Below are 21,524 nucleotides of genomic sequence, written 5' to 3'. Positions count from 1 at the left end.
GAGCCTCCCATGGGATTCAAGACCGGGAACTTCCCCGAAGTCGACCCCGCCACCTTCCTCGACCTTCCGTTCCGCGACCGCCTGCGCGCCATGTCGACCCATTGGGTCGACTACGGCTTCGGAACCCCGAAGATGGTGCACACCATCTACATTCTGAAACTGCTCGTCCTCTACCTCGGTATCGGGCTGTCGCTCGCGACGTTCACGTCCGGCCTGAACGTCCTCGACGTCGGCGCCTGGTGGAACCAGCCGATCGTCTACCAGAAGCTGATCCTGTGGACAGTCCTGCTCGAATCGGTGGGTCTCGCCGGTTCGTGGGGTCCGCTCGCCGGTCACTTCAAGCCGATGACCGGCGGCATCCTGTACTGGCTGCGCCCCGGGACCATCAGGCTCCCACCGTGGCCAGGGAAGGTGCCGTTCACCTCGGGCGACACCCGCACCGTCGGCGACGTCCTGATCTACGCGGCGTTACTGCTCAACATCATTGTGGCGCTGATACTTCCGGGAGTACACACGTCGTCGATCGACGCGGCCATCACCGACAACTCCGGACTCGTCCGCCCCGCCGTGCTGTTTCCCCTCATCGCGCTGCTGGTGCTGATCGGTCTGCGCGACAAGGTCATCTTCATCGCGGCCCGCAGCGAGCAGTACCTGCCCGCGATCGTCTTCTTCGGGGTTCTGCCGTTCGTCGACATGATCATCGCGCTGAAGCTGCTGATCGTCTCGGTGTGGGTCGGGGCGGGCGTCTCCAAGCTCGGCCACCACTTCTCGATGGTGGTGCCGCCGATGCTGTCCAACACCCCGTGGATGCCGTTCAAGAAGATCAAGCGCGCCCACTACCGCAACTTCCCCGAGGACCTGCGGCCGTCGATCGTCGCCGGTGGTGTCGCCCACGTACTCGGGACGGTCGTGGAAGTGGTGACCCCGCTGGTGCTGCTGTTCTCCACCAATCGCACGCTGACCCTGCTCGCGGTTGCGTTGATGGTGGCGTTCCACCTGTTCATCCTGTCCACGTTCCCGCTGGCGGTGCCGCTCGAGTGGAACCTGCTGTTCGCCTACGCGTCGATCTTCCTGTTCCTCGGATTCCCCGCCTGGGACGGGTACGGCGTCGCCGACATGTCCTCGGTGTGGCTGACCGCGGTGATCGTCGCCGCCCTGGTGTTCTTCCCGATCCTCGGCAACCTGCGCCCCGACCTCGTCTCGTTCCTGCCGTCGATGCGTCAGTACGCCGGCAACTGGGCGTCCGCCACCTGGGCCTTCGCACCGGGCGCCGAGGAGAAGCTCGACGAGCACATCATCCGTCCCACCAAGAACACGCGCACCCAGCTGCTGGCCACCTACCCGCCCGAGGTCGCGGACGTGGTGATGCACCAGTTGCTCGGCTGGCGGTCGATGCACAGCCAGGGGCGGGCGTTGTTCTCGCTGATGATGCGCCACCTCGGCGACGACATCGACACCTACTCGCTGCGCGAGGCCGAGTTCAGCTGCAACTCGCTGGTGGCCTTCAACTTCGGTGACGGCCATCTGCACAACGAGTTCCTGATCGCCGCACTCCAGCGGCGCTGCAACTTCGCGCCCGGCGAGTTCGTCGTCGCCTGGATCGAATCGCAGCCCATCCACAAGGGCACTCAGCAGTACAAGGTGATCGACGCGGCTCTCGGTGTCATCGAGCGGGGAACGTACAAGGTGTCCGACGCGATCGACGAGCAGCCGTGGCTGCCGAACGGTCCCATTCCGTTCGACGTGCAGTGGACACTGGAACGTGACGGCTCGAACGTGCGAACGCGGGAGGCGAAGATGCAGGAGACTGATCTGGTGGTGCGGCCGTGACCACGGCAGTCGTCGTCGGCAGCGGGCCCAACGGGCTCGCTGCCGCGGTCCACCTCGCCCGGCACGGCGTCGACGTCCAGGTCCTCGAGGCCGCCGACACCATCGGCGGCGGCACCCGCTCCGGCGAACTCACCGTCCCCGGCCTGCTGCACGACGAGTGCTCGGCGTTCCACCCGATGGGCGCCGGATCGCCGTACCTGCAGACCCTCGACCTCGGCCGGTACGGCTTGACGTGGAAGTGGCCGGAGATCGACTGCGCGCACCCCCTCGACTCCGGTGAGGCGGGGTTGCTGCACCGGTCGGTCGCGGCCACCGCCGCCGGACTCGGCGAGGACGGCGGGCGCTGGCAGCGCATGTTCGGCGGACTCGCCGACGGCTTCGACGACCTCGCCGCCGACCTGATGCGTCCGATCGCGAACGTGCCCCGGCACCCGCTGAAGCTCGCGAGCTTCGGGCCCCGAGCCCTCCTGCCTGCCGCCGTCACGGCCCGCTGGTGGCGCACCGACAAGGCCCGCGCACTGTTCGGCGGTGCCGCCGCGCACGCGTACTACCGGCTCGACCGGCCCGCCACCTCCGCGGTCGGCATGATGATCATCGCCGCCGGTCACCGATACGGGTGGCCGGTCGCCGAGGGCGGATCGCAGTCGATCACCGGTGCACTGGCGGCCATGCTCACCGACCGGGGTGGCAAGATCACGACCGGTGTCCACGTCCGCGAGTGGAACGAACTCCCGACCGCCGACGTCGTCCTGCTGGACGTCGCGCCGTCCGCCGCGCTCGGCATCCTGGGCGCTCGCCTGCCCGACCGGGTGGCCCGCGCGTACCGGCGGTTCAAGCACGCGCCCGCCGCGTTCAAGGTCGACTTCGCGATCGAGGGCGGGGTGCCCTGGGCCGATCCCGAATGCGGACGCGCCGGGACCGTCCACCTGGGTGGCACTTTCGCCGAGATCGCGGCCGCCGAACGCGACGTCGCATCCGGACGGATGCCGCAGCGGCCGTTCGTCCTCGTCGGCCAGCAGTACCTCGCCGACCCCGGACGATCGAACGGCGATCTGCATCCGCTGTACGCGTACGCCCATGTCCCGCACGGCTACACGGGAGACGCGACGGAGGCGATCACCGCGCAGATCGAACGATTCGCGCCCGGGTTCCGGGACCGCATCGTCGCCACGGTCAGCAGCGGACCGGCGCGCCTGGCCGCGTCGAATCCCAATTACATCGGCGGTGACATCATCGGCGGCGCCAACACCGAGACTCAGGTGGTGCTGCGGCCGCGCATCGCCCTCGACCCGTACAGCACCGGGATCCCCGGCACGTACCTGTGCTCGGCATCGACGCCGCCCGGCGCCGGCGCACACGGCATGTGTGGGTACAACGCGGCGCAATCCGCCCTGCGCTTTCTGCGAAAGGGCGGAGGGGACGTGCTGTGAGCAGTCCCGCACCCGGCGACCGCGGCGCCGGTGCCAGGCGTCGCATGGCGCGGGTGCCCGCGATGGCGGAGGCCGAGGTCCTCGACATCGTCGCAGGCATCGCCCGGAAACTCGATGCGCGGCAGGCGGAGATCACCCGCACGATGAGCGCGCTGCTCGCGCACGAGATCGACCAACTCGACGAAGACCCGCAACTCGTCGAACTGCTCGAGGCCAGCGTGAACGGCAACGTCTCGACGATCGTGCACGTCCTCGCCAACGACATTCCCGTCGATCACCTGCAGCCCACCACGGCCGCCGTGGAGTACGCGCTGCGGCTGGCGCAACGCGACGTGTCGTCGAACTCGCTGGTCCGCGCGTACCACATGGGCCAGGACGACCTGATCAAGATCTGCTACGACGAGGTCAGCTCCCTCCAATTGTCCGGACCGCTGACCCTCGCTGTGCTCAAACACATTTCGGAGGTCGTGTACAGCTACATCGACTGGATCACGCTGTACGTGTTCGACGCCTACGAGCAGGAACGACGGCGATGGCTGGGTGCCCGCGGCAACGTCCACTCGTCGACCATCCACACCCTCCTCACCGGAACGGGCAACGACGGGTCCGCATTCGAGGCCGAGACGCACTACCGGCTCGAGCAGACGCACGTCGCGATGATCCTGTGGTCCACCGGTCCCGACACCGAGGCGAGCCTCAACACCCTCGACCACTACGTGCGGGACCTTGCCCGCCACCTCGCCACCGACTCCGCACCCATCGTCACCGCCATCGACCGCCGAACACTGTGGGCCTGGCTCCCTTTCGGTCGCCGGAAACCCGTCCTCGACACCACCGAACTCGCCGCGGCCCTGCCCGCGAACCCGGGAATCCGGACCGCGATCGGACTGCCCGCGACCGGGGTCGCGGGCTTCCGGCGATCGCACGAGCAGGCCCGCGCCGCCTACTCGGTCGCCACCGTGCCCAACACCCCGGCCCGGCCGATCGTCGGCTTCGGCGACCGCGGTGTAGCCGTCGTCTCGCTCCTCGCCGAGAACCTGGACTCCACCCGTGCCTGGGTGTGGGAGGTACTCGGCCCACTCGCGGAGAACACCGACCAGGCCGCGACACTGCGGACCACGCTCAGCACCTACTTCGCGACCGGCGAAAGCCACCTCCACACCGCCCAGCAGATGAACCTGCACCGCAACACCGTCAAATACCGCATCACCAAGGCACTCGGCGACCCCGCCACCGGCACGCACAGCAAGCTGGATCTCGCTCTCGCCCTGCAGGTGTGCGAGTTCCTGGGTCCGACGGTGCTGAAGTAGGCGCTTCGCGCCTGTGCGTGGTTGACGAGTCTCTGGACTCCTTAACCACGCACGGGCGGCGGAGCCGCGAGTTTGTCGCCGATCACGCGTAGGCCTTCGGGGAAGGCGCCGGGGTTGGTGCCGGAGTAGTTGAGTCGGATGAATGGCCCGGCGGGTTCGGCGGGGAACCACTCGGCGCCGGGGGCGATGAGCACTCCTGCCGCTTCGCAGTCGCGGACGAGTTGTCCGAGGTTGGTTTCGTCGGGCAGACGTACCCACAGGTTCAATCCGCCTTTGGGCACGCTGGTGAGGTGGGCGCGGGGGACGTGCTCGCGCAGGCTGGTGACGAGCAGGTCGCGGCGTGCTCGGAGTTGTTGCCGGAGATTGCGCAGGTGGGTCTGCCACCCGGGCTGGGTGACGACGTCCAGTGCCGCGGCCTGGAGGAGTCCGCTGACGTACATCGAGGAGGCTCCGCGGTCGGCGAGTATGCGTTCCCGGGCCGGACCGCGGGCGATGACGGCGGCGACGCGTATGGACGGCGACACGCTCTTGGTCAGCGAGCGAAGGTAGACCACATGGCCGGCGTCGTCGTGCGCGGCGACGGGGTTGGAGTTGGTGTCGATTCCGAAATCGTGGGCCCAGTCGTCTTCGACGAGGAAGGCCCCGTTCGCCCGTACTACCTCTAATATGTTTTCGGCCAACGTGTTCGACCATTGTACGCCGGTGGGGTTGGCGTAGTTCGGTTGCGCGTAGAACACACGGGCGCCGGTCTCCTCGAAGGCGCGGGCCAGCTCGTCCGGGTCGGGGCCGTCAGGTCCGCTGGGGACGGGGACGACGCGCACTCCGGCCTGGGCCGCGGCCAGGATCGCGCCCCAGTACGTGGGCGACTCCGTCAGCAACGGTTGCCCGAAGGGGACCAGGGCCCGGAAGACGGAGCTGAGCCCGCTCTGACTTCCGGGCAATACGATGACGTCGCTCGCTGTGGGCAGAGTGACGCCGACCGGTGTCGAGCCGCCGAGCTCGTGGGCGAACCACGATTGCAGTTCCGGCAGACCCGCTGCGGGAGAGGGCGACAGCGCGGCGTCGCTGCGGGCTGCTCGGGTCAGCGCCGACCGGACCAGGCGCTCCGGTAGGAGTTCCCGATCCGGATAGCCCGCGTGCAACGCGATCGCATCGTTGGGTGCTCGGCGCATCGGAGTCGACAGCGAAGGCAGGCGGCTCGGCGGGGATCGCAGAGCCGCGGTCTGCCATCCGTAGTCGAGCGGCCGCGCCGTCCGAACGGCGCGAACGAACGTCCCGACGCCGGGCCTGCTCTCGATCAGTCCCTGCGCGGTGAGGGTGCGCAGGGCCTTCTGCACGGTGACCGGACTTGCCGCGTATTCGGCGACCAGTGAGCGGGTCGACGGGAGCCGCGCCCCGGGTGGCGCCTGGGCGATCCACTTGCCCAGTGCGGCGACGATGCGCGCACTGCTATCGTTGACCATGACGGTAGATAGTAGCGCTACTCAAATTCACGCACCAGTGTTATCGCATTCTCGTGCCGGTCTCCGGTGGGGCCTGCTCGGGGTGGCGGCGTTCTCGTTCACGGTGCCGTTCACTCGGGTGGCGGTGGGCGGATTGTCGCCGCTGTTCATCGGCTCGGGCCGGGCCGTGATCGCGGCGGTGCTCGCAGCGGCGGCCCTGACGCTGACCCGGCAGCGCCTGCCGCAGCGTGCGCAGTGGATGCGACTCGCCGTGGTGGCGGCGGGAATAGTCTTCGGCTTCCCGCTTCTCACGTCCTTCGCCCTGACGACTGCGTCCGCCAGCCACGGTGCCGTCGTCATCGCGCTGCTGCCGGCGGCGACAGCAGTCACGGCTGTCCTCCGGGGCAAAGAGCGTCCACCGCTGTCGTTCTGGATCATGGCGGGGGTGGGTGCCCTGGCGTCCGTCCTGTTCGCATCCATGCAGGGCGGCGGGGTTGGTCAGTTGCACTGGTCGGACCTGCTGCTGTTCGGAGCCGTCGTGGCCGCCGCCGTCGGATACGCCGAGGGCGGCCTCCTCGCCCGCGAGCTCGGCGCATGGCAGACGGTGTCCTGGGCCCTGGTGCTCTCCGCGCCGCTGATGATCGCCCTGACCGTCATCTCGGCGGTCCGGCAGCCGCCGACCGCCTCACCGATCGAGTGGGCGGCGTTCGCGTACCTGGGCGTGGTGAGCATGTTCCTCGGCTTCTTCGCCTGGTATCGCGGGCTCGCGATCGGGCCGATGGCGCAGGTCAGCCAGGTCCAACTGGTCCAACCCGTGTTCACCATTTGCTGGGCGGCCCTGCTGCTGCGTGAACAGCTCACCTGGGCCACCGTCCTCGGCGGAGTAGCCGTCGTCGTCTGTGCAGGGACCGCGGTCCGAGCCCGAGGGCGCTCCGCACCCGTGCGCGGTTGAGGAGTCCAGAGACTCGTCAACCGCGCACGGGCGGCGGAGCCGCCTACGCCCGGCTGAGGATCGCCTGCAGGTCGGCGGACGGGGAGAGAGTGCCGTATTCGTGGGTCCGGTCGGGGCCGAGGCGGGCGTCGATGAATGCATCGGCGACGGCGGCGGGCGAGAACCGGGTCAGCAGCGACGCCTGAAGCGCGAGGGCCATCGATTCGACGACGGTGCGGGCACGCAACTGGGCGGACGCAGCGTCGAGTCCGGCGAGTTCGCCGAGTTGACGACGGACCCGGTCGAGGTGGTTGTCCAGCAGCGCGTTGCTGCCGCGGGCCAGGTTCACCTCGGCGTCGAACGCGGCGACGCTGTCGGGTTCGCGGGTCATCGCGCGCAGGACGTCGAGGGCGATGACGTTGCCCGACCCCTCCCACACGGCCATGACGGGCTGCTCCCGGTAGCGGCGGGCGAGCGGGAAGTCCTCGGTGTACCCGTTGCCGCCCAGGCATTCCAGCGCCTCGTAGGCGTGGTGCGGGCCGCGCTTGCAGATCCAGTACTTCGCGACCGCGGTCGCCAATCGGCGGAAGCTGCGTTCCTGCTCGTTCGCGTCCTCGTCGTGTGCCCGGGCGAGGCGCAGCGCGGTGACGGTGGCCGCCTCCGACTCCAGCGCCAGGTCGGCCAGCACCGACGTCATGGCCGGCTGATCGGCCAGGACCTTCCCGAACGCCGAGCGGTGCCGGGCGTGCCACACCGCCTCGGCGACGGACTGCCGCATGCCCGACGTGCTGCCGAGCACGCAGTCGAGGCGGGTGCGCGCGACCATTTCGATGATGGTGCGGACGCCGCGTCCCGGTTCGCCGACCATGACGCCGACGGTGCCGTCGAGTTCGATCTCGGACGACGCGTTGGACTTGTTGCCCAGCTTGTTCTTCAGCCGCTGGATGCGGAAGACGTTGCGAGTGCCGTCCGGGAGGATGCGCGGCAGCAGGAAGCACGAGAGACCCTCGCCGCCCGCACCTTCCGCCTGTGCGAGCACGAGGAACGCGTCGGACATCGGCGCGGAGCAGAACCACTTGTGCCCGGTGAGCAGGTAGTCGGCGCCGGGACCGCCGCGTCCGGCGGGTGTCGCGACGGTGGTGTTGGCCCGCACGTCCGAGCCGCCCTGCTTCTCCGTCATGGACATCCCGAAGATCGCGGACGCCTTGCCGGGTGCATCGAGTTCGGGAGTGTAGCTGCGGGACAGCGCGCGCGGCTTCCAGATCGCGGCGACGTCGGGTTGCAGGTCGAGGGAGGGGATGACGGCGTTGGTCATCGAGATCGGGCAGGAGTGTCCGGGTTCGATCTGCGCGAACATCATGAATGCCGCTGCGCGCGCGACGTTCGCGCCCGGCTTCGGGTCGGCCCACGCCGACGTGTGCGCCCCGTGCGCGACGGCGGCGGAGATGATCCGGTGGTAGGCCGGGTGGTATTCGACCTCGTCGATCCGGTTGCCCCAGCGGTCGAACGTCTTCAGTTCGGGGATGATCGTGTTGGCCAGTTCGGCGTCGTGCTGGAACGTGGCGCTGCCGACGAGTGCGCCGATATCGGTGAGTTCGCCGGTGGCCCAGCCGGCGTCGTGGCGGCGCACGCCCTCGGCCAGCACCGTGTCGAGGGTGAACTCGTTGACGTCGGCGCGGGGCACCGACTGGTTGAGCACGGTGTGCGTCCGGTGGGGTGCGGGATGGGTGACGTTCGTTTCGGAAAAAGTAGTCATGACACTGTCTTTCGTGAGTCAGCTCGCGGAGCGGATCAGGTGCTTCTGGATCTTGCCGGTGGGGGTGCGGGGCAACACGGTGGCGAACACGTAGTCGCGGGGAATCTTGTAGCGCGCCAGCTTGTCCGACAGGTAGTCGCGGATGTCGTCGGCACCCACGACGTCCGGTTCGCGCCACACGACGTGCGCGACGACCGTCTCGCCCCACTCGGGGTGCGGCCGGCCCACCACCGCGACGTCCACGACGTCGGGATGGCCGGAGATGGCGTCCTCCACTTCCTTGGAATAGACGTTCTCGCCGCCGGTGATGATCATGTCTTTCGCCCGGTCGACGATGAAGAGGTAGCCGTCGTCGTCCTGGCGTGCGAGATCGCCTGTGCGGTACCAGCCTCCGTCGGCGAACACGGCCGCGGTGGCGGCGGGATCGTCGAGGTAACCCTGCATCACGGTCTCGGTGCGCAGCCAGATCTCGCCGATCTCCCCGGCGGGCACGTCGACGCCGTCGGGGCCGGCCAGGCGCATGTCGACGCCGGCGAGCGCCGCCCGGCCGATCGAGCCGGCCTTCGCGAGCTGTTCCTCCGGATAGAGGACGGCCCCGACGGGACCCGTCTCCGTCATCCCGTACACCTGGTAGAAGCGGGTGGTCCGGTACGACTCGACGAGCCGGCGCGCCACGTCGGCTCCGATCGGCCCGCCGCCGTAGAGCCAGGCCCGGACGCTGGACAGGTCGTAGTCGGCGAAGTCCGGTACCGCATTCAGTGCCGTGGTGTAGATGACCGGCGGTCCGAAGCACAGCGTGATGCGTTGCTGCTGTACCGCTTCCAGGAAGTGGACGGGGTGGTACTCGCGGACGAGGACGACGGTGCCGCCCATGTAGAGCGTCGCCATCAGCCAGTTGTTGAGCGGCGACGCGTGCCAGATCGGGACGGCCATCAGCAGTCGCTCGTCGCGGGTGATCGACAGGCCGAGGGCCGCCGTGGTCGCCACGAGCACGACGTTGCGGTGGCTGTGCACGCAACCCTTGGGCGCGCCGGTGGTGCCGGAGGTGTAGAGGATTTCCGCGGGGTCGTTCTCGTCCGGCTCGATGCCGTCGATGCCGTCCAGGTCCGCGATCGCGTCGTCGAAGCAGGTGCGGCCCTCCACGGCGGTGTCGGTGGACAGCAGCTGCACCGGCGTCTCGAGTCGCTCGATGACGGGTGCGAGTTCGCCGTCGAAGACGCAGACCTTCACCTGCGCGTGCCGCAGGACGTAGTCGACCTCGGGTGCCTGCATCTTGTGGTTGACCGGCACCACCACCGCGCCGAGGCGCCAGGCCCCGAGCATCGCGTAGACGAAACCGGGGGTGTTGAAACACATGAGGGCGACGCGGTCGCCGCGCCCGACACCCAGTTGTCGCAGCAGGGCGGCGGCGCGGCGGCTACCGTCCTGCACGGAACCATACGTATGGTCGCGACCCTGGAAATGGAGAAACGCCTTGTCGGGCGCCTTCCGGACGTTGCTGTCGAATACGCGAACGATGTTCATCGCGCTCCTTGGAGAAGAGGGGTTCAGTCGATGGAGGTGTTGCGGACGGTCTCGGGGATCTGCAGATTCGCGAAGATGACGGCGACGGCCTCCTCCAGCGAGTAGCCGAAGCTCTCGCCGGTGGCGGTCTTCTGGATCACCAGGCCGAAGATCGCCGACCAGAACGCCTTCGATTCCACGTCGATGCCGGCGCGTAGTTGCCAGCCGGTGCGCATCAGGGTGCGGATCAGCGCGTCCTCGCCCGAGGAGTGCAGTGTGCGGAGGGTGTCGGTGATGAGGTCGCGCAGTTCGCTGCGGCGTCCCGTCATCAGCATCGCCGACGTGAAGAGTTCGACGCTGGGCGCGCCGGGCCCGAGCAGGGAGCCGACGAGTTTCTCCGTGTAGTCGCCGACGGTCTCCGCGGTGGCCGCGTCGTCCTCGGCCCGCTTGCCGGCGCGCAGCACGGCACCGCACGCGACCTCGACGAAGAGTCGCTCCTTGGAACCGTAGTAGTAGGTGACCTGGTTGGGGTGGGCCCCGGCGGCGGCGCAGATCTGCGTGATCGGGACACCCGCGCCGTGCTCGAGAAAGAGTTCCGTGGCGGCGGCGAGCAGGGCGTCGCGGGTCTGACGACCGGACTCCCGGGTGGCTCGCGCTGCTCGTCCCGTCTGCGGCACCATGACTGCACTCCTAGTTGTTTGTAAGGCAAACAATAACTTGACTTTGTTTGTATGGCAAACAAGGGGAGTGACGGGCGTCGCCCCGGACGTCCTCCGACCCCGGAAATCCCGACTTCCAGGGTTACGCTGCTCACCATGTTTTCTTCCGTCGGAGCGAAGATCCGCGTGGTGGTGGCGCTACTGCTCACCGTCCTGCTGGCGTTGACCCTGTCGTCGTGTTCGAGTGACGGGGAGACGTCCGGGGCGGCACCGCAGGATCTGTGTTCGCCACCCGGCGTCGGCGCGGCCACCGCGGCCCCGACCAACCTGGCCGCCGCAGGCGCCGCGGCCGAAGACCGCTACACGACGCCGTCGACCACCCCGATCGACCAGATCGACGCGTCGAAACTGAACCTCATCACCCCCGGCGTGCTCACCGTCGGCACGCTGTCCGACGCGCCGCCGAGCATCTGCGTGAACTCGGATAACCAGTTCACCGGCTACGACAACGAACTACTGAAGGCCGTCGCCGACAAGCTGGGCCTGCGCGTCGACTTCGTCGGCACCGAGTTCGCCGGCCTGCTCGCCCAGGTGGCCGGCCGCCGCTTCGACGTCGGATCCTCGTCCATCACGACGACGGACGAGCGCCGCAACACCGTCGGCTTCACCAACGGCTACGACTTCGGCTACTTCTCCCTCGTCGTTCCCAACGGCGGTCCGATCCAAGGCTTCGACGACCTCACCGCGACGACCCGCATCGGCGTCGTCCAGGGCACCGTCCAGGACGACTACGTCGTGAACACGCTGAAGCTGAACCCGGTGAAGTTCCCCGACTACGCCACCGCCTACGCGAACCTGAAGTCCGGGCAGATCGACGCCTGGGTGGCGCCGTCGCAGCAGGCCGAGGGTGCCATCGCGCCGGGCGATCCCACGTCGATCGTCGAGAACACCTTCAGCGTCAACAACTTCGTGGGCTGGGCCGTCAACAAGGAGAACCAGCCGCTCATCGACGCCCTCAACTCCGGGCTCGACGCCGTCATCGCCGACGGCACCTGGGCCCAGCTGTACTCCGACTGGGTGCCCCGCGAACTGCCCGAGGGCTGGAAACCCGGCAGCAAGGCGGCACCGGCGCCCGACCTGCCCGACTTCGCCGCGCTCGCCGCCCAGAACGCGCAGGACACGACCGAAACCCCGGTCGCGGAACCCAAGTCGACACTCCAGCAGCTGAAGGACACGTTCTTCGACTGGGACCTCTACACGCGGGCGTTCCCCGATCTGCTCAAGACCGGTCTGCCGAACACGCTGATCCTGGCGCTGGCGTCGGGCATCGTCGGCACCGTCCTCGGCATGCTGCTCGCGATGGCCGGGATCTCCCGCACCCGCTGGCTCCGCTGGCCCGCCCGCGTCTACACGGACGTGTTCCGCGGCCTGCCCGCCGTCGTCATCATCCTCATCGTCGGCCTCGGCGCCGGCCCCATCGTCAAGGGACTCACCGGCAACAACCCCTACTGGCTCGGTGCGGCCGCACTGTCACTGCTCGCGTCCGCCTATATCGGCGAGATCTTCCGGTCCGGCATCCAGAGCGTCGAACCCGGACAGCTCGAGGCGTCCCGGGCGCTCGGCTTCAGCTACCGGAAGTCGATGACGCTGGTCGTCGTCCCGCAGGGTGTGCGACGGGTGCTGCCCGCGCTGATGAACCAGTTCATCTCCCTGATCAAGGACTCGTCGCTGATCTACTTCCTCGGCCTGCTCGTCAGCCAGCGGGAACTGTTCGCCGTCGGCCGCGACCTCAACGCCCAGACCGGCAACCTGTCGCCGCTCGTCGCCGCCGGCCTGTTCTACCTGGCGATGACGATTCCGCTGACGCACCTCGTCAACTACATCGACAACCGTCTGCGCACCGGCCGCGCCGACACGTCCGGCACGCTCGACCCGGTGGAACAGTCCATCGTCGTGGAAAGGGGATAAGGCGATGGCCGTCTCTCTCACTGGCACCGACCTGCATCTCGCGTTCGGCACCAACAAGGTGCTCCGCGGTGTCGACCTCCACGTCGACGCCGGCGACACCGTCACCGTGATCGGACCGTCCGGCTCCGGAAAGTCCACGCTGCTGCGGGTCCTCAACCGGCTGCACGAACCCGATCAGGGCGACGTCCTCCTCGACGGAAAGTCGGTGCTGAAGGACAACCCGGACAAGCTGCGGCAGCGCATCGGCATGGTGTTCCAGCACTTCAACCTGTTCCCGCACAAGACGGTCGTCGACAACATCGCCCTCGGGCCCCGCAAGCTCAAGGGGATGTCCAAGGACGAGGCGCGGTCGCTGGCCCTCGAGCAACTCGAACTCGTCGGACTCGCCAACAAGGCCGACTCCCGGCCCGGCAACCTGTCGGGCGGGCAGCAGCAGCGCGTCGCGATCGCCCGCGCCCTCGCGATGAAACCCGAGGTGATGTTCTTCGACGAGGCCACCTCGGCGCTCGACCCCGAACTGGTGAAGGGCGTCCTCGCGCTGATGGCCGACCTCGCCAAGGGCGGCATGACGATGGTCGTCGTCACCCACGAGATGGGCTTCGCCCGCGAGGTGTCCGACACGGTGCTGTTCATGGACCACGGCGCCGTCGTCGAGACCGGGAAGCCGGACCAGTTGTTCGACAAGCCCGAAACCGAACGGCTGCAGCAGTTCCTGTCCCAGGTGCTGTAGGCCGCTCCGCGGCCCGTGCGCGGTTGACGAGTCCAGAGACTCCTTGACCACGCACGGGCGCGAAGCGCCTACCGCGTCATCGCCCGGATCCGCCTGGCCGCCACGGAGATCAGCGCCAGGGTGGGCTCGGTGGCGACCTCCGACTCGATCTCCGTCAGCAGTGCACGCGCACGGGCGAGCCGGGCGGCGTTGTGCTGTTCCCACTGGTCGACCTTGTCGGCCGCGTCCTCGCCGGGTTCGCTGACGGACAGCGCGTCGAGGGTGATGGCGCGCAGCGAGCTGTACAGGTCGTCGCGCAGGGCGAGCCGTGCGAGTGCGTGCCACCGGTCCAGCCGGGGGAGCGCCGTCACGGCGGTCAGTGCGGTGTTGATGTGCAGGTGCGCGGACAGCGCGAAGTACAGTTCGGCGACGTCCTCGGGCCGGTGCTGCGAGATCTCCGCGATGTCCACGATGTCGAGGAGGCAGTACGTGTGCAGCAGGTCCGCGACGTCCGCGGCGAGGCCGGCGTCCGCCCCGCGCGACGTGAGGGCCTCGGTGCGCCGCTCCACCGCCGTGATCTCGTCGCCCCGCAACCATTCCCGCACGCGTGGCCCGAGGTCGCGGACGACCGGCCGGTAGCGGGCGATGGTGGCCTCCAGCGGCAACGGTTGCGGCCGATGGGTGGTCAGCCACCGCGACGCGCGGTCGATCAGTCGCTGGGTCTGCACCGTCAGTGCGTTCGTGCCCGCCGTCGGCGTCGTGTCGGCTGTCGCCCGGATCCGCTCGAAAGTCGCTCCGAGGTCGAAGATCTCGGTGACCGCGGTGAAGGCGTTCACCGCCTCCGCGGAGTCGGCGCCCGTTTCCTCCCGCAGCCGGAACGCGTACGTCATCCCCGCGCGGTCGACCATGTCGTTGACGACCGACGTCGTGACGATCTCCCGGCGCAGCGGGTGCGCGGCGACCGTGTGCGCGAACTCCCGGCCGAGCCGCGGCGGGAAGTAGTTGTGCAGCCGGCCGGCGTACACCCCGTTGTCGGGGAGGCTGGTGCCCGACACCTCGCTCTTGATGAAACGCTTGACCTGCGCGGTGAGCTGCGCCAGCTCCGGGCTCGTCAGCCCCTTCTGCTCACGTTCGAGTGCCCCGAACTGGGCGGACGTCGGGAGCACGTCGATCGCGCGGTCCACGTGCCCGCGCCGTTCCAGGTCGTCGACCATGCGGGAGTGGAAGCTGACGAGTGTGCCCGCCTGCGCCCGGTTCAGGCTCATCATCTCGTTCTGGCTGCGGTTGTCGGCGAGGACGAGCCTGCTGACGTCGTCGGTCATGTCGGACAGCAGCTCTCGCCGGTCCTGCGCGGTGAGGGTGTTGTCGGCGGTGGCGCCCGCCAGCGCGATCTTGATGTTGACCTCGTGGTCCGAGCAGTCGACGCCGGCCGAGTTGTCGAGCGCGTCGGTGTTGACGCGACCACCGTTGCGCGCGTACTCGATTCGCCCGAGTTGGGTCAGCCCGAGGTTGCCGCCTTCGCCGACCACCCGGGCGCGTAGCGCAGGCGCATCGAGCCGGACCGCGTCGTTCGACTTGTCGCCGACGTCTGCATGGCTCTCCGTCGTCGCCTTGACGTACGTGCCGACTCCGCCGTTCCAGAGCAGGTCCGCGGACGCACCGAGGACGGCACGCACGAGTTCGACGGTGGTGAGGACGCGATCGTCCTCGATCCCGAGAACGCGCCGGGCCTGCGGTGTCAGCCGGACCGACTTCGCCGACCGGTCGACGATCATGGCACCGTCGCTGAGGACCGCCGTGTCGTAGTCCTTCCAACTCGACCTGCCGACCGCGAAGAGCCGTGCCCGCTCGTCCCACGACCGCCGCGGGTCGGGATCGGGGTCGATGAAGACGTGCCGGTGGTCGAACGCCGCGGTCAGGCGGATGTGGGGGCTGAGCAGCATCCCGTTTCCGAAGACGTCACCGCTCATGTCGCCGATGCCGACGACGGTGAAGTCGTCGGTGCGGGTGTCGACGCCCATCTCGCGGAAGTGCTGCATGACGCTTTCCCACGCGCCGCGGGCGGTGATACCCATCGCCTTGTGGTCGTATCCGACGGAACCGCCGGACGCGAATCCGTCGCCGAGCCAGTACCCGCGCTCCAACGCGATCGCGTTGGCGACATCCGAGAATGCCGCCGTCCCTTTGTCAGCGGCGACCACGAGGTAGGTGTCGTCGCCGTCGCGGCGGACGATGCCCTCCGGCGCGATCACCTGCCGGGTGGTGATGTCGAGGTTGTCCGTCATATCGAGGAGGCTCGAGATGAACTCGCGGTAGCAGGAGATGCCCGCCGACGCCGTCGCCTCCCGGTCGGCGGCGGCGTCACCGGTCGGCACGGGCGGGTTCTTGACGACGAAGCCGCCCTTCGCTCCCGCCGGGACGATGACGGCGTTCTTGACCGCCTGCGCCTTGACGAGTCCGAGGATCTCGGTGCGGAAGTCGTCGCGACGATCCGACCACCGGATGCCGCCGCGGGCGACGTCGTCGAATCGCAGGTGCACGCCCTCCACCCGCGGCGAGTACACGTAGGCCTCGTATTTCGGCCGGGGCAGCGGCAATTCGTCGATCGATGCGGAGTCGAACTTGAACGCGAGAGCTCGCGCGGGCCGACGGTCGCCGGCGTAGTACGTCGTGCGGGTGGTGGCGCGGATCAGGGACAGCAGTGCCCGCAGGATCCGGTCGGCGTCGATTCCCGCGACGGCGTCGACCGCGTCCACGATGCGGCCCTCGAGTGCGTCCTCCGCGGCGGCGTCGCGTTCGATGCCCGGGTCGAGCCGAAGAGCGTGGAACTCGACGAGGAGTTGCGTGATTGCACTGTTGCTCAGCAGGACTCGTTCGACGTTGCTGCGGCTGTACGGGAGCCCGGCCTGGCGCAGGTAGGCGGCGTATGCGCGGAGGACGGTCACCTGACGCCAGCCGAGCCCGGCGTGCAGGACGAGCGCGTTGAACCCGTCGACCTCGGTCTCACCCGTCCACGCCGCCCGGAACGCGTCCGCGATCCGGCTGTCGCGGGTCACACCGTGACCGTCCGTCACGGCGACCAGATCGACGGTGAGGTCGTAGATCCAGGCGCGGTGCCCGTCGGGGCGGGTCAGCGCGGCCGGCCGTTCGTCGAGCGCGTTGACTCCCAGGCTGGACAGGATCGGCAGAACCTCGTTGAGCGGTGCGGGTTTCCCGACCGCGTAGATCTTGAGGTTCTCGTACGGCGCGGACGCCTCGGTGGTGGTGAACGTCAGCGCCACACTGTCGACGTCGAGACGCTCCACCTCGGCGACGTCGCGGATCGCCTGTGCCGGATCGGTTTCGGTGGCGTAGCTGATCGGCAGCGCGGACGCGTAGTGGCGCGCGACCGCGGTGCCCTGACGGTGCGGTTCCGCGAGCAGCGTGCTGCGCCACAGCTCGTGGGACCAGGGTGTGTCGAGTTCCGTGCCGATGCTGTTCATGACGATGGGGTGATCTCCTGTAGTGGGATCGGTGCGAAGCCGATCACGCAGTGGTGAAGCGAATCAGTTGGCCTGGTCGAGCCTGGGCGATCCGGTCGATGTCCTCGTCCACGACGACGCCGATGACGGGATAGCCGCCCGAGATGGGATGGTCCGCCAGGAAGACGACGGGCTGCCCGCTCGGCGGAACCTGGATGGAGCCGAGCGCGACACCTTCGGTCGGGAGCTCGGCCTCGGACGTCCGCACCAGCGCGGGCGCGTCGCCGTGCCGGTTGAGGCGCGCCCCGATGCGATCGGTGTCCGGGGAGACGGCCCACACCCCCGCGGTCAGCGCGTCGGGGTTGGTGAACCAGTCGTCGCGGGGGCCGCCGACGACGCGGACCGGCAGCGTTCCCGCGTCCATCGGGGGAACGGGAGCGACGTCGACGTTCGGGAAGCTTATCGGCGCGGTGCCGACGGGTAGAATGTCGTTGGGTTTCAACGCTTCCGGTCCGATTCCGGAGAGGGTGTCGGTGCTGCGGGAGCCGAGCACGTCCGGCACCGCGACGCCCCCTCGGACGCCGACGTAGCTGCGCAGGCCGACCTGCGCGTACTGCAGGCGCAGCGTCTGTCCCGGCTGCATCACGATGACGCTCGCGTGGCCCATCGGGATTCCGTCGAGCAGCGCCGTGGCGGGTGCACCGGTGACGGCGACGATGGTCACCTCCCGCGCGCGGAGGGCGAGGCCGCCCATCAACACCTCGATGCACGCGCGGTTCTCGTCGTTTCCGACCAGCCGGTTGGCCAGCTTCGCGGACCCGCGGTCGGCGGCGCCGGACACGCCCACACCCGAACTGAGGTAGCCGGGGCGGCCGAGATCCTGGATCAGGCTGAGCGGACCCGTTTCGAGTACTTCGAGTTCACTCACAGTGTTTCCTCGTCGACGAATCGGACGCGGCGCCCCGGCTGCAGCAGCGCCGGAGGGTTCGCGTCGAGGTTCCACATCGGGGAGTCCGTGGTTCCGATGATCTGCCATCCACCGGGTGAGGACCGCGGATACACCGCGCCGTAACCGCCGGCGAGGGCCACGGACCCGGCGGGCACCACGGTGCGGGACTGGGCCCGTCGCGGCACGGTCAGCCGGTCGTCGCCGCAACTCAGGTAGGCGAAACCCGGTGCGAATCCGATGAATACACAACGCCAGGTGGCGGCGGTGTGGGCCGCGATCACGTCCTCGCGACTCATCCGCAGATGGTCGGCGACGTCGGCGAGATCGGCGCCGTCGTAGCGGACCGGGATCGTGACCGGCTCGGATTCGGATGCGCGGCTGTCCTCGTGCACCTCGAGTCCGTCGGTCATCGTCCGCAGCGCACGGCGCACCTCGTCGAGATCGGTGCGCGGTGTCGTGGTGACGAGCACCGTCCGCGCCGCGGGAAGCACGTCCTCCACACCCGGAAGCGGGGTGCGGCGGAGGCGTTCGGTCAGCGACACGACGAGGGGTTCCGACTCCAGTTCGACGAGGAGGGCCCGGGTGCCCGCCGGAAGGATCCGGGTGCCGGTGCTCGCGGTGGTCATGTGAAGGATCCGAGCGTGACGTCGGCACTCTCCAGGGCGTGCCGGACCTGGCGGGCGGTGTGGACGGATCCGGCCGAATCGCCGTGCACGCAGATGCTGTGCACCGACACCGCGACGTCGTCGCCGTCGATCGACTCCACCGTTCCGCTGGACACCATGCGCACGGCCTGGGCGGCGGCGACGTCGGGATCGTCGATGACGGCGCCGGTCACCGAGCGCGGAGTCAACGTGCCCGCGGCGGTGTAGCGGCGGTCGGCGAAACCCTCGGCGACGAAATCGATGCCGTGGGTTTCGGCGGCACGCTGCAACTGCGAGCCGGGTGGGCCCATCAGCGCGAGCGGTTCGGTGAACCGGTCGATGGCCGACGCGATCGCCTCGGCCCGCTCGTAGTCGAGCGCAGCGGAATTGTAGAGCGCACCATGCGGTTTGACGTACGACACGCGGGACCCGGCGGCGCGCGCGAACCCGGCGAGCGCGCCGATCTGATACAGCGTCTCGTCGCGCAGATCCGCCAGCGACACCGCGAGTTCACGGCGGCCGAATCCGGCCAGATCCCGGAAACCCACGTGCGCACCGATCGCGACGTTGCGCTCGGCCGCGCCCTCGCAGGCCCGGCGGATGATCATCGGATCCCCCGCGTGAAATCCGCACGCGATGTTCGCGCTGGTGACGATGTCGAGGAGGGCGTCGTCGTCCGCCAGGGTCCACTGCCCGAAGCCCTCACCGAGGTCGCAGTTCAGATCAACGCGCATCGGGAACCTCCAGGACGTACTCGCTGTCCGGGGTGTCGGTGATCAGCATGTACCCGGGCGCATGGGTGATCGCGAACGGCAACCGGGACGCCATCACCGCCGCCTGCGGGGTGACCCCGCAGGCCCAGAACTTCGGCACGTCCCCGGGCTCGAAGTTCACCGGATCGCCGAAGTCGGGGGCCGCGACATTGGCGATGCCGAGTTCCGCGGGATCACCGATGTGCACGGGTCCACCGTGGACGGCGGGCATCCGCGCGGAGATCGCCGCCGCGAGCGAGACCTGATGTTCGGGAACGGGCCGCATCGACACCACCATCGGTCCGCTCATCCGGCCTGCGGGCCTGCATTCACGGTTGGTCACGAACATCGGGACGTTGCTGCCCTGCTCGACGTGCCGGAGCGGCACCCCGGCAGCGGCCACCGGATGCTCGAACGTGAAGCTGCACCCGATGTGGAAGGCCACGAGGTCGTCCCGCCACAGCGCCGACACGTCCGCGGTCTCGTCGGCCAGTTCGCCGTCCTTCCACACGCGGTACAGCGGCAGGTCCGTGGTGATGTCGGCGCCGGGGGCGAGCATCGTCTCCCGGGAGCCCACGTCGCCGACGTCGAGGACGGGGCACGGCTTGGGGTTCCGCTGCGTGAACAGCAGAACGTCGTAGGCCCAGTCCTGCGGAACGGCGATGAGGTTCGTCTGCGCGAATCCGGGCGCCAGACCGGCGGTCGGGGTGACAGTGCCCGAACGGAACGCGGAGCGGAGGTCGGTCGGTGAGTCAGTCAAGTTGGATCCCGCGGGTCTCGGGGAGGAAGAACAGGGCGAAGACGGCGATGGCGTAACCGAGCGCACCGAAGATCATCGCGCCGCCGATACCCAGCTGGGTGGCCGCCAGGAAACCGACGACCGCGGGGAACACGGCACCGACCGCGCGGCCGAAGTTGTAGGTGAAGCCTTGGCCCGTGCCGCGGGACTGCGTCGGGTACAGCTCGGACAGGAACGATCCGAATCCGCTGAAGATCGCCGACGTGCAGAAGCCGAGGGGGAAGCCCAGGATCAGGATCAATGTGTTCGCGCCCTCGGGCACCTGGGTGTAGCCGACCATGAAGATCGCCGACAGGAACGCGAACAGCTGCATGGTCCGCTTGCGGCCCAGCTTGTCGGTGAGGATGCCGCCGCTGACGTAACCGAGGAACGCACCCGAGATCAGGATGGCGAGGTAGCCGCCGGTGCCGACGACGTCGAGTCCGCGCGAGGTCTTCAGGAATGTGGGCAGCCAGGACGCCAGCGTGTAGTAGCCGCCCTGCACACCGGTTGCGAGCAGCGACGCGAGCACGGTGGTGCGGAGCAGTCCGCCGCGGAAGATGGCGGCGAACGAGCCCGTCTGCTTGCCCACGGACTCGCGGCGCTCCGTGACGACCTCGGGGTCCTTCAGATTCCGGCGAACCCAGATGATGAGGAAGGCGGGCAGCACACCGGTGAAGAACAGCACGCGCCACGCGACGTCGGGATCGAACAGCTGGAAGACGACCGTGTAGACGATCACCGCCAGCGCCCAGCCCACCGCCCACGCGCTCTGGACGAACGCCACGGCCCGGCCCCGGTACTCGGCCCGGGCGTATTCGGCCACGAGAATCGCACCCGCCGCCCACTCGCCGCCGAAGCCGAGGCCCTGGAAGGCGCGGAAGACGAGCAGCGTCTCGAAGTTCTGCGCGAAGCCGCACAGCACCGTGAAGATCGTGTACGTCGCGACCGTGACCTGCAGGGTGCGGACCCGGCCGATCTTGTCGACGAGGATGCCGGCGAGGGCACCGCCGAGCGCGGACACGACCAGCGTCACCGTCGTCAGCAGACCAGCCTGTCCGGTGGTGAGGCCGAAGTAGGCGGCGATGGCCGCGAGGCCGAGCGGGAGGACCTGGAAGTCGTAGGAGTCGAGTCCGTACCCGCCGAACGCGCCGATGAAGGCTCTCTTTCCCTTCGGCCCGAGGGTGCGGAACCAGTCGAAGGGGCGCGCCTGCGCGACCTCGGTCTGTGTATCTGTGGTCATGGCACCTCGCCTGAAGAAGGGATGTAACTGCCTGAAGAAGCGGTGTAACTCCCATCACGGTACAAATCGTTCAACGATCCTGCAATACCCTGAGGGGATCGTTTAACATGGAAGTCATCGCGGAACCGAGCTCACAACTATGATTGCGGTCGAGATCGA

General features: G+C 68.7%; 16 protein-coding genes. 6 read left to right on the top strand and 10 right to left on the bottom strand.

The window, feature by feature from the left end:
- The first annotated feature begins 9 nt into the window (after window positions 1–9).
- From WKC72_RS05190 to WKC72_RS05180, 3 genes are read left to right on the top strand one after another with little or no spacing between them, the layout of a single operon-like run.
- A complete protein-coding gene (locus WKC72_RS05190) occupies window positions 10–1,830 on the top strand; it encodes a DUF3556 domain-containing protein (protein WP_370181940.1) in 1,821 nt (606 codons plus the stop codon).
- On the top strand, window positions 1,827–3,260 hold the full coding sequence (locus tag WKC72_RS05185) for a phytoene desaturase family protein (protein ID WP_370181939.1): 1,434 nt from the start codon (window positions 1,827–1,829) through the stop codon (window positions 3,258–3,260). Before WKC72_RS05190 ends, WKC72_RS05185 begins: the two co-directional genes overlap by 4 nt.
- Window positions 3,257–4,570, top strand: a complete 1,314-nt coding sequence (locus tag WKC72_RS05180; RefSeq protein WP_370181938.1) for a PucR family transcriptional regulator — start codon at window positions 3,257–3,259, stop codon at window positions 4,568–4,570. The genes WKC72_RS05185 and WKC72_RS05180 overlap by 4 nt, the downstream gene beginning before the upstream one ends.
- A gap of 41 nt (window positions 4,571–4,611) precedes the next feature.
- On the opposite strand, the gene WKC72_RS05175 is transcribed toward WKC72_RS05180, so the two are convergent.
- On the bottom strand, window positions 4,612–6,033 hold the full coding sequence (locus WKC72_RS05175) for a PLP-dependent aminotransferase family protein (RefSeq protein WP_370181937.1): 1,422 nt from the start codon (window positions 6,031–6,033) through the stop codon (window positions 4,612–4,614).
- On the opposite strand from WKC72_RS05175, the gene WKC72_RS05170 reads away from it, so the two are divergent.
- Entirely contained in the window at window positions 6,032–6,964 is a 933-nt protein-coding gene (locus WKC72_RS05170; protein WP_370181936.1) for a DMT family transporter, read from the top strand. The two genes, WKC72_RS05175 and WKC72_RS05170, sit on opposite strands and share 2 nt — an antisense overlap.
- Window positions 6,965–7,007: 43 nt before the next feature.
- Here the strand turns inward: WKC72_RS05170 and WKC72_RS05165 are convergent, their stop codons facing one another.
- From WKC72_RS05165 to WKC72_RS05155, 3 genes are read right to left on the bottom strand one after another with little or no spacing between them, the layout of a single operon-like run.
- Window positions 7,008–8,699: an acyl-CoA dehydrogenase family protein gene (locus WKC72_RS05165; protein ID WP_370181935.1), complete on the bottom strand. Its 1,692-nt coding sequence runs from the start codon at window positions 8,697–8,699 to the stop codon at window positions 7,008–7,010.
- An 18-nt stretch (window positions 8,700–8,717) separates the two neighbouring features.
- Window positions 8,718–10,223: a class I adenylate-forming enzyme family protein gene (locus WKC72_RS05160; protein ID WP_370181934.1), complete on the bottom strand. Its 1,506-nt coding sequence runs from the start codon at window positions 10,221–10,223 to the stop codon at window positions 8,718–8,720.
- A gap of 23 nt (window positions 10,224–10,246) precedes the next feature.
- Window positions 10,247–10,882, bottom strand: coding sequence for a TetR/AcrR family transcriptional regulator C-terminal domain-containing protein (locus WKC72_RS05155; protein ID WP_370181933.1), 636 nt, complete (start codon window positions 10,880–10,882; stop codon window positions 10,247–10,249).
- Between the two features lie 135 nt (window positions 10,883–11,017).
- On the opposite strand from WKC72_RS05155, the gene WKC72_RS05150 reads away from it, so the two are divergent.
- Complete coding sequence (locus WKC72_RS05150) at window positions 11,018–12,829, top strand: ABC transporter substrate-binding protein/permease (protein WP_370181932.1); 1,812 nt, start codon at window positions 11,018–11,020, stop codon at window positions 12,827–12,829.
- A 4-nt stretch (window positions 12,830–12,833) separates the two neighbouring features.
- Window positions 12,834–13,559 (top strand): amino acid ABC transporter ATP-binding protein, encoded by a 726-nt coding sequence (locus tag WKC72_RS05145; protein ID WP_005249317.1) that lies wholly within the window; start codon window positions 12,834–12,836, stop codon window positions 13,557–13,559.
- Window positions 13,560–13,627: 68 nt separating this feature from the next.
- Here the strand turns inward: WKC72_RS05145 and WKC72_RS05140 are convergent, their stop codons facing one another.
- Genes WKC72_RS05140 through WKC72_RS05115 form a run of 6 tightly spaced genes read right to left on the bottom strand, consistent with a single transcriptional unit; the run spans window position 13,628 to window position 21,365 of the window.
- Entirely contained in the window at window positions 13,628–17,020 is a 3,393-nt protein-coding gene (locus WKC72_RS05140) for an NAD-glutamate dehydrogenase domain-containing protein (RefSeq protein WP_370181931.1), read from the bottom strand.
- A 43-nt stretch (window positions 17,021–17,063) separates the two neighbouring features.
- A complete protein-coding gene (locus WKC72_RS05135) occupies window positions 17,064–17,927 on the bottom strand; it encodes a biotin-dependent carboxyltransferase family protein (protein ID WP_112299952.1) in 864 nt (287 codons plus the stop codon).
- A complete protein-coding gene (locus WKC72_RS05130; RefSeq protein WP_370181929.1) occupies window positions 17,924–18,574 on the bottom strand; it encodes an allophanate hydrolase subunit 1 in 651 nt (216 codons plus the stop codon). The genes WKC72_RS05135 and WKC72_RS05130 overlap by 4 nt, the downstream gene beginning before the upstream one ends.
- Complete coding sequence (locus WKC72_RS05125; RefSeq protein WP_370181928.1) at window positions 18,571–19,326, bottom strand: LamB/YcsF family protein; 756 nt, start codon at window positions 19,324–19,326, stop codon at window positions 18,571–18,573. Before WKC72_RS05125 ends, WKC72_RS05130 begins: the two co-directional genes overlap by 4 nt.
- A complete protein-coding gene (locus tag WKC72_RS05120) occupies window positions 19,316–20,104 on the bottom strand; it encodes a putative hydro-lyase (RefSeq protein WP_370181927.1) in 789 nt (262 codons plus the stop codon). Before WKC72_RS05120 ends, WKC72_RS05125 begins: the two co-directional genes overlap by 11 nt.
- Window positions 20,097–21,365: an MFS transporter gene (locus WKC72_RS05115; RefSeq protein ID WP_370181926.1), complete on the bottom strand. Its 1,269-nt coding sequence runs from the start codon at window positions 21,363–21,365 to the stop codon at window positions 20,097–20,099. Before WKC72_RS05115 ends, WKC72_RS05120 begins: the two co-directional genes overlap by 8 nt.
- Between the last annotated feature and the right edge of the window lie 159 nt (window positions 21,366–21,524).

Origin of the sequence: Rhodococcus wratislaviensis, from assembly GCF_041228765.1 — a bacterium.
Taxonomy (GTDB): domain Bacteria; phylum Actinomycetota; class Actinomycetes; order Mycobacteriales; family Mycobacteriaceae; genus Rhodococcus_F; species Rhodococcus_F wratislaviensis.
This window is presented reverse-complemented; position numbering and strand designations above follow the sequence as displayed.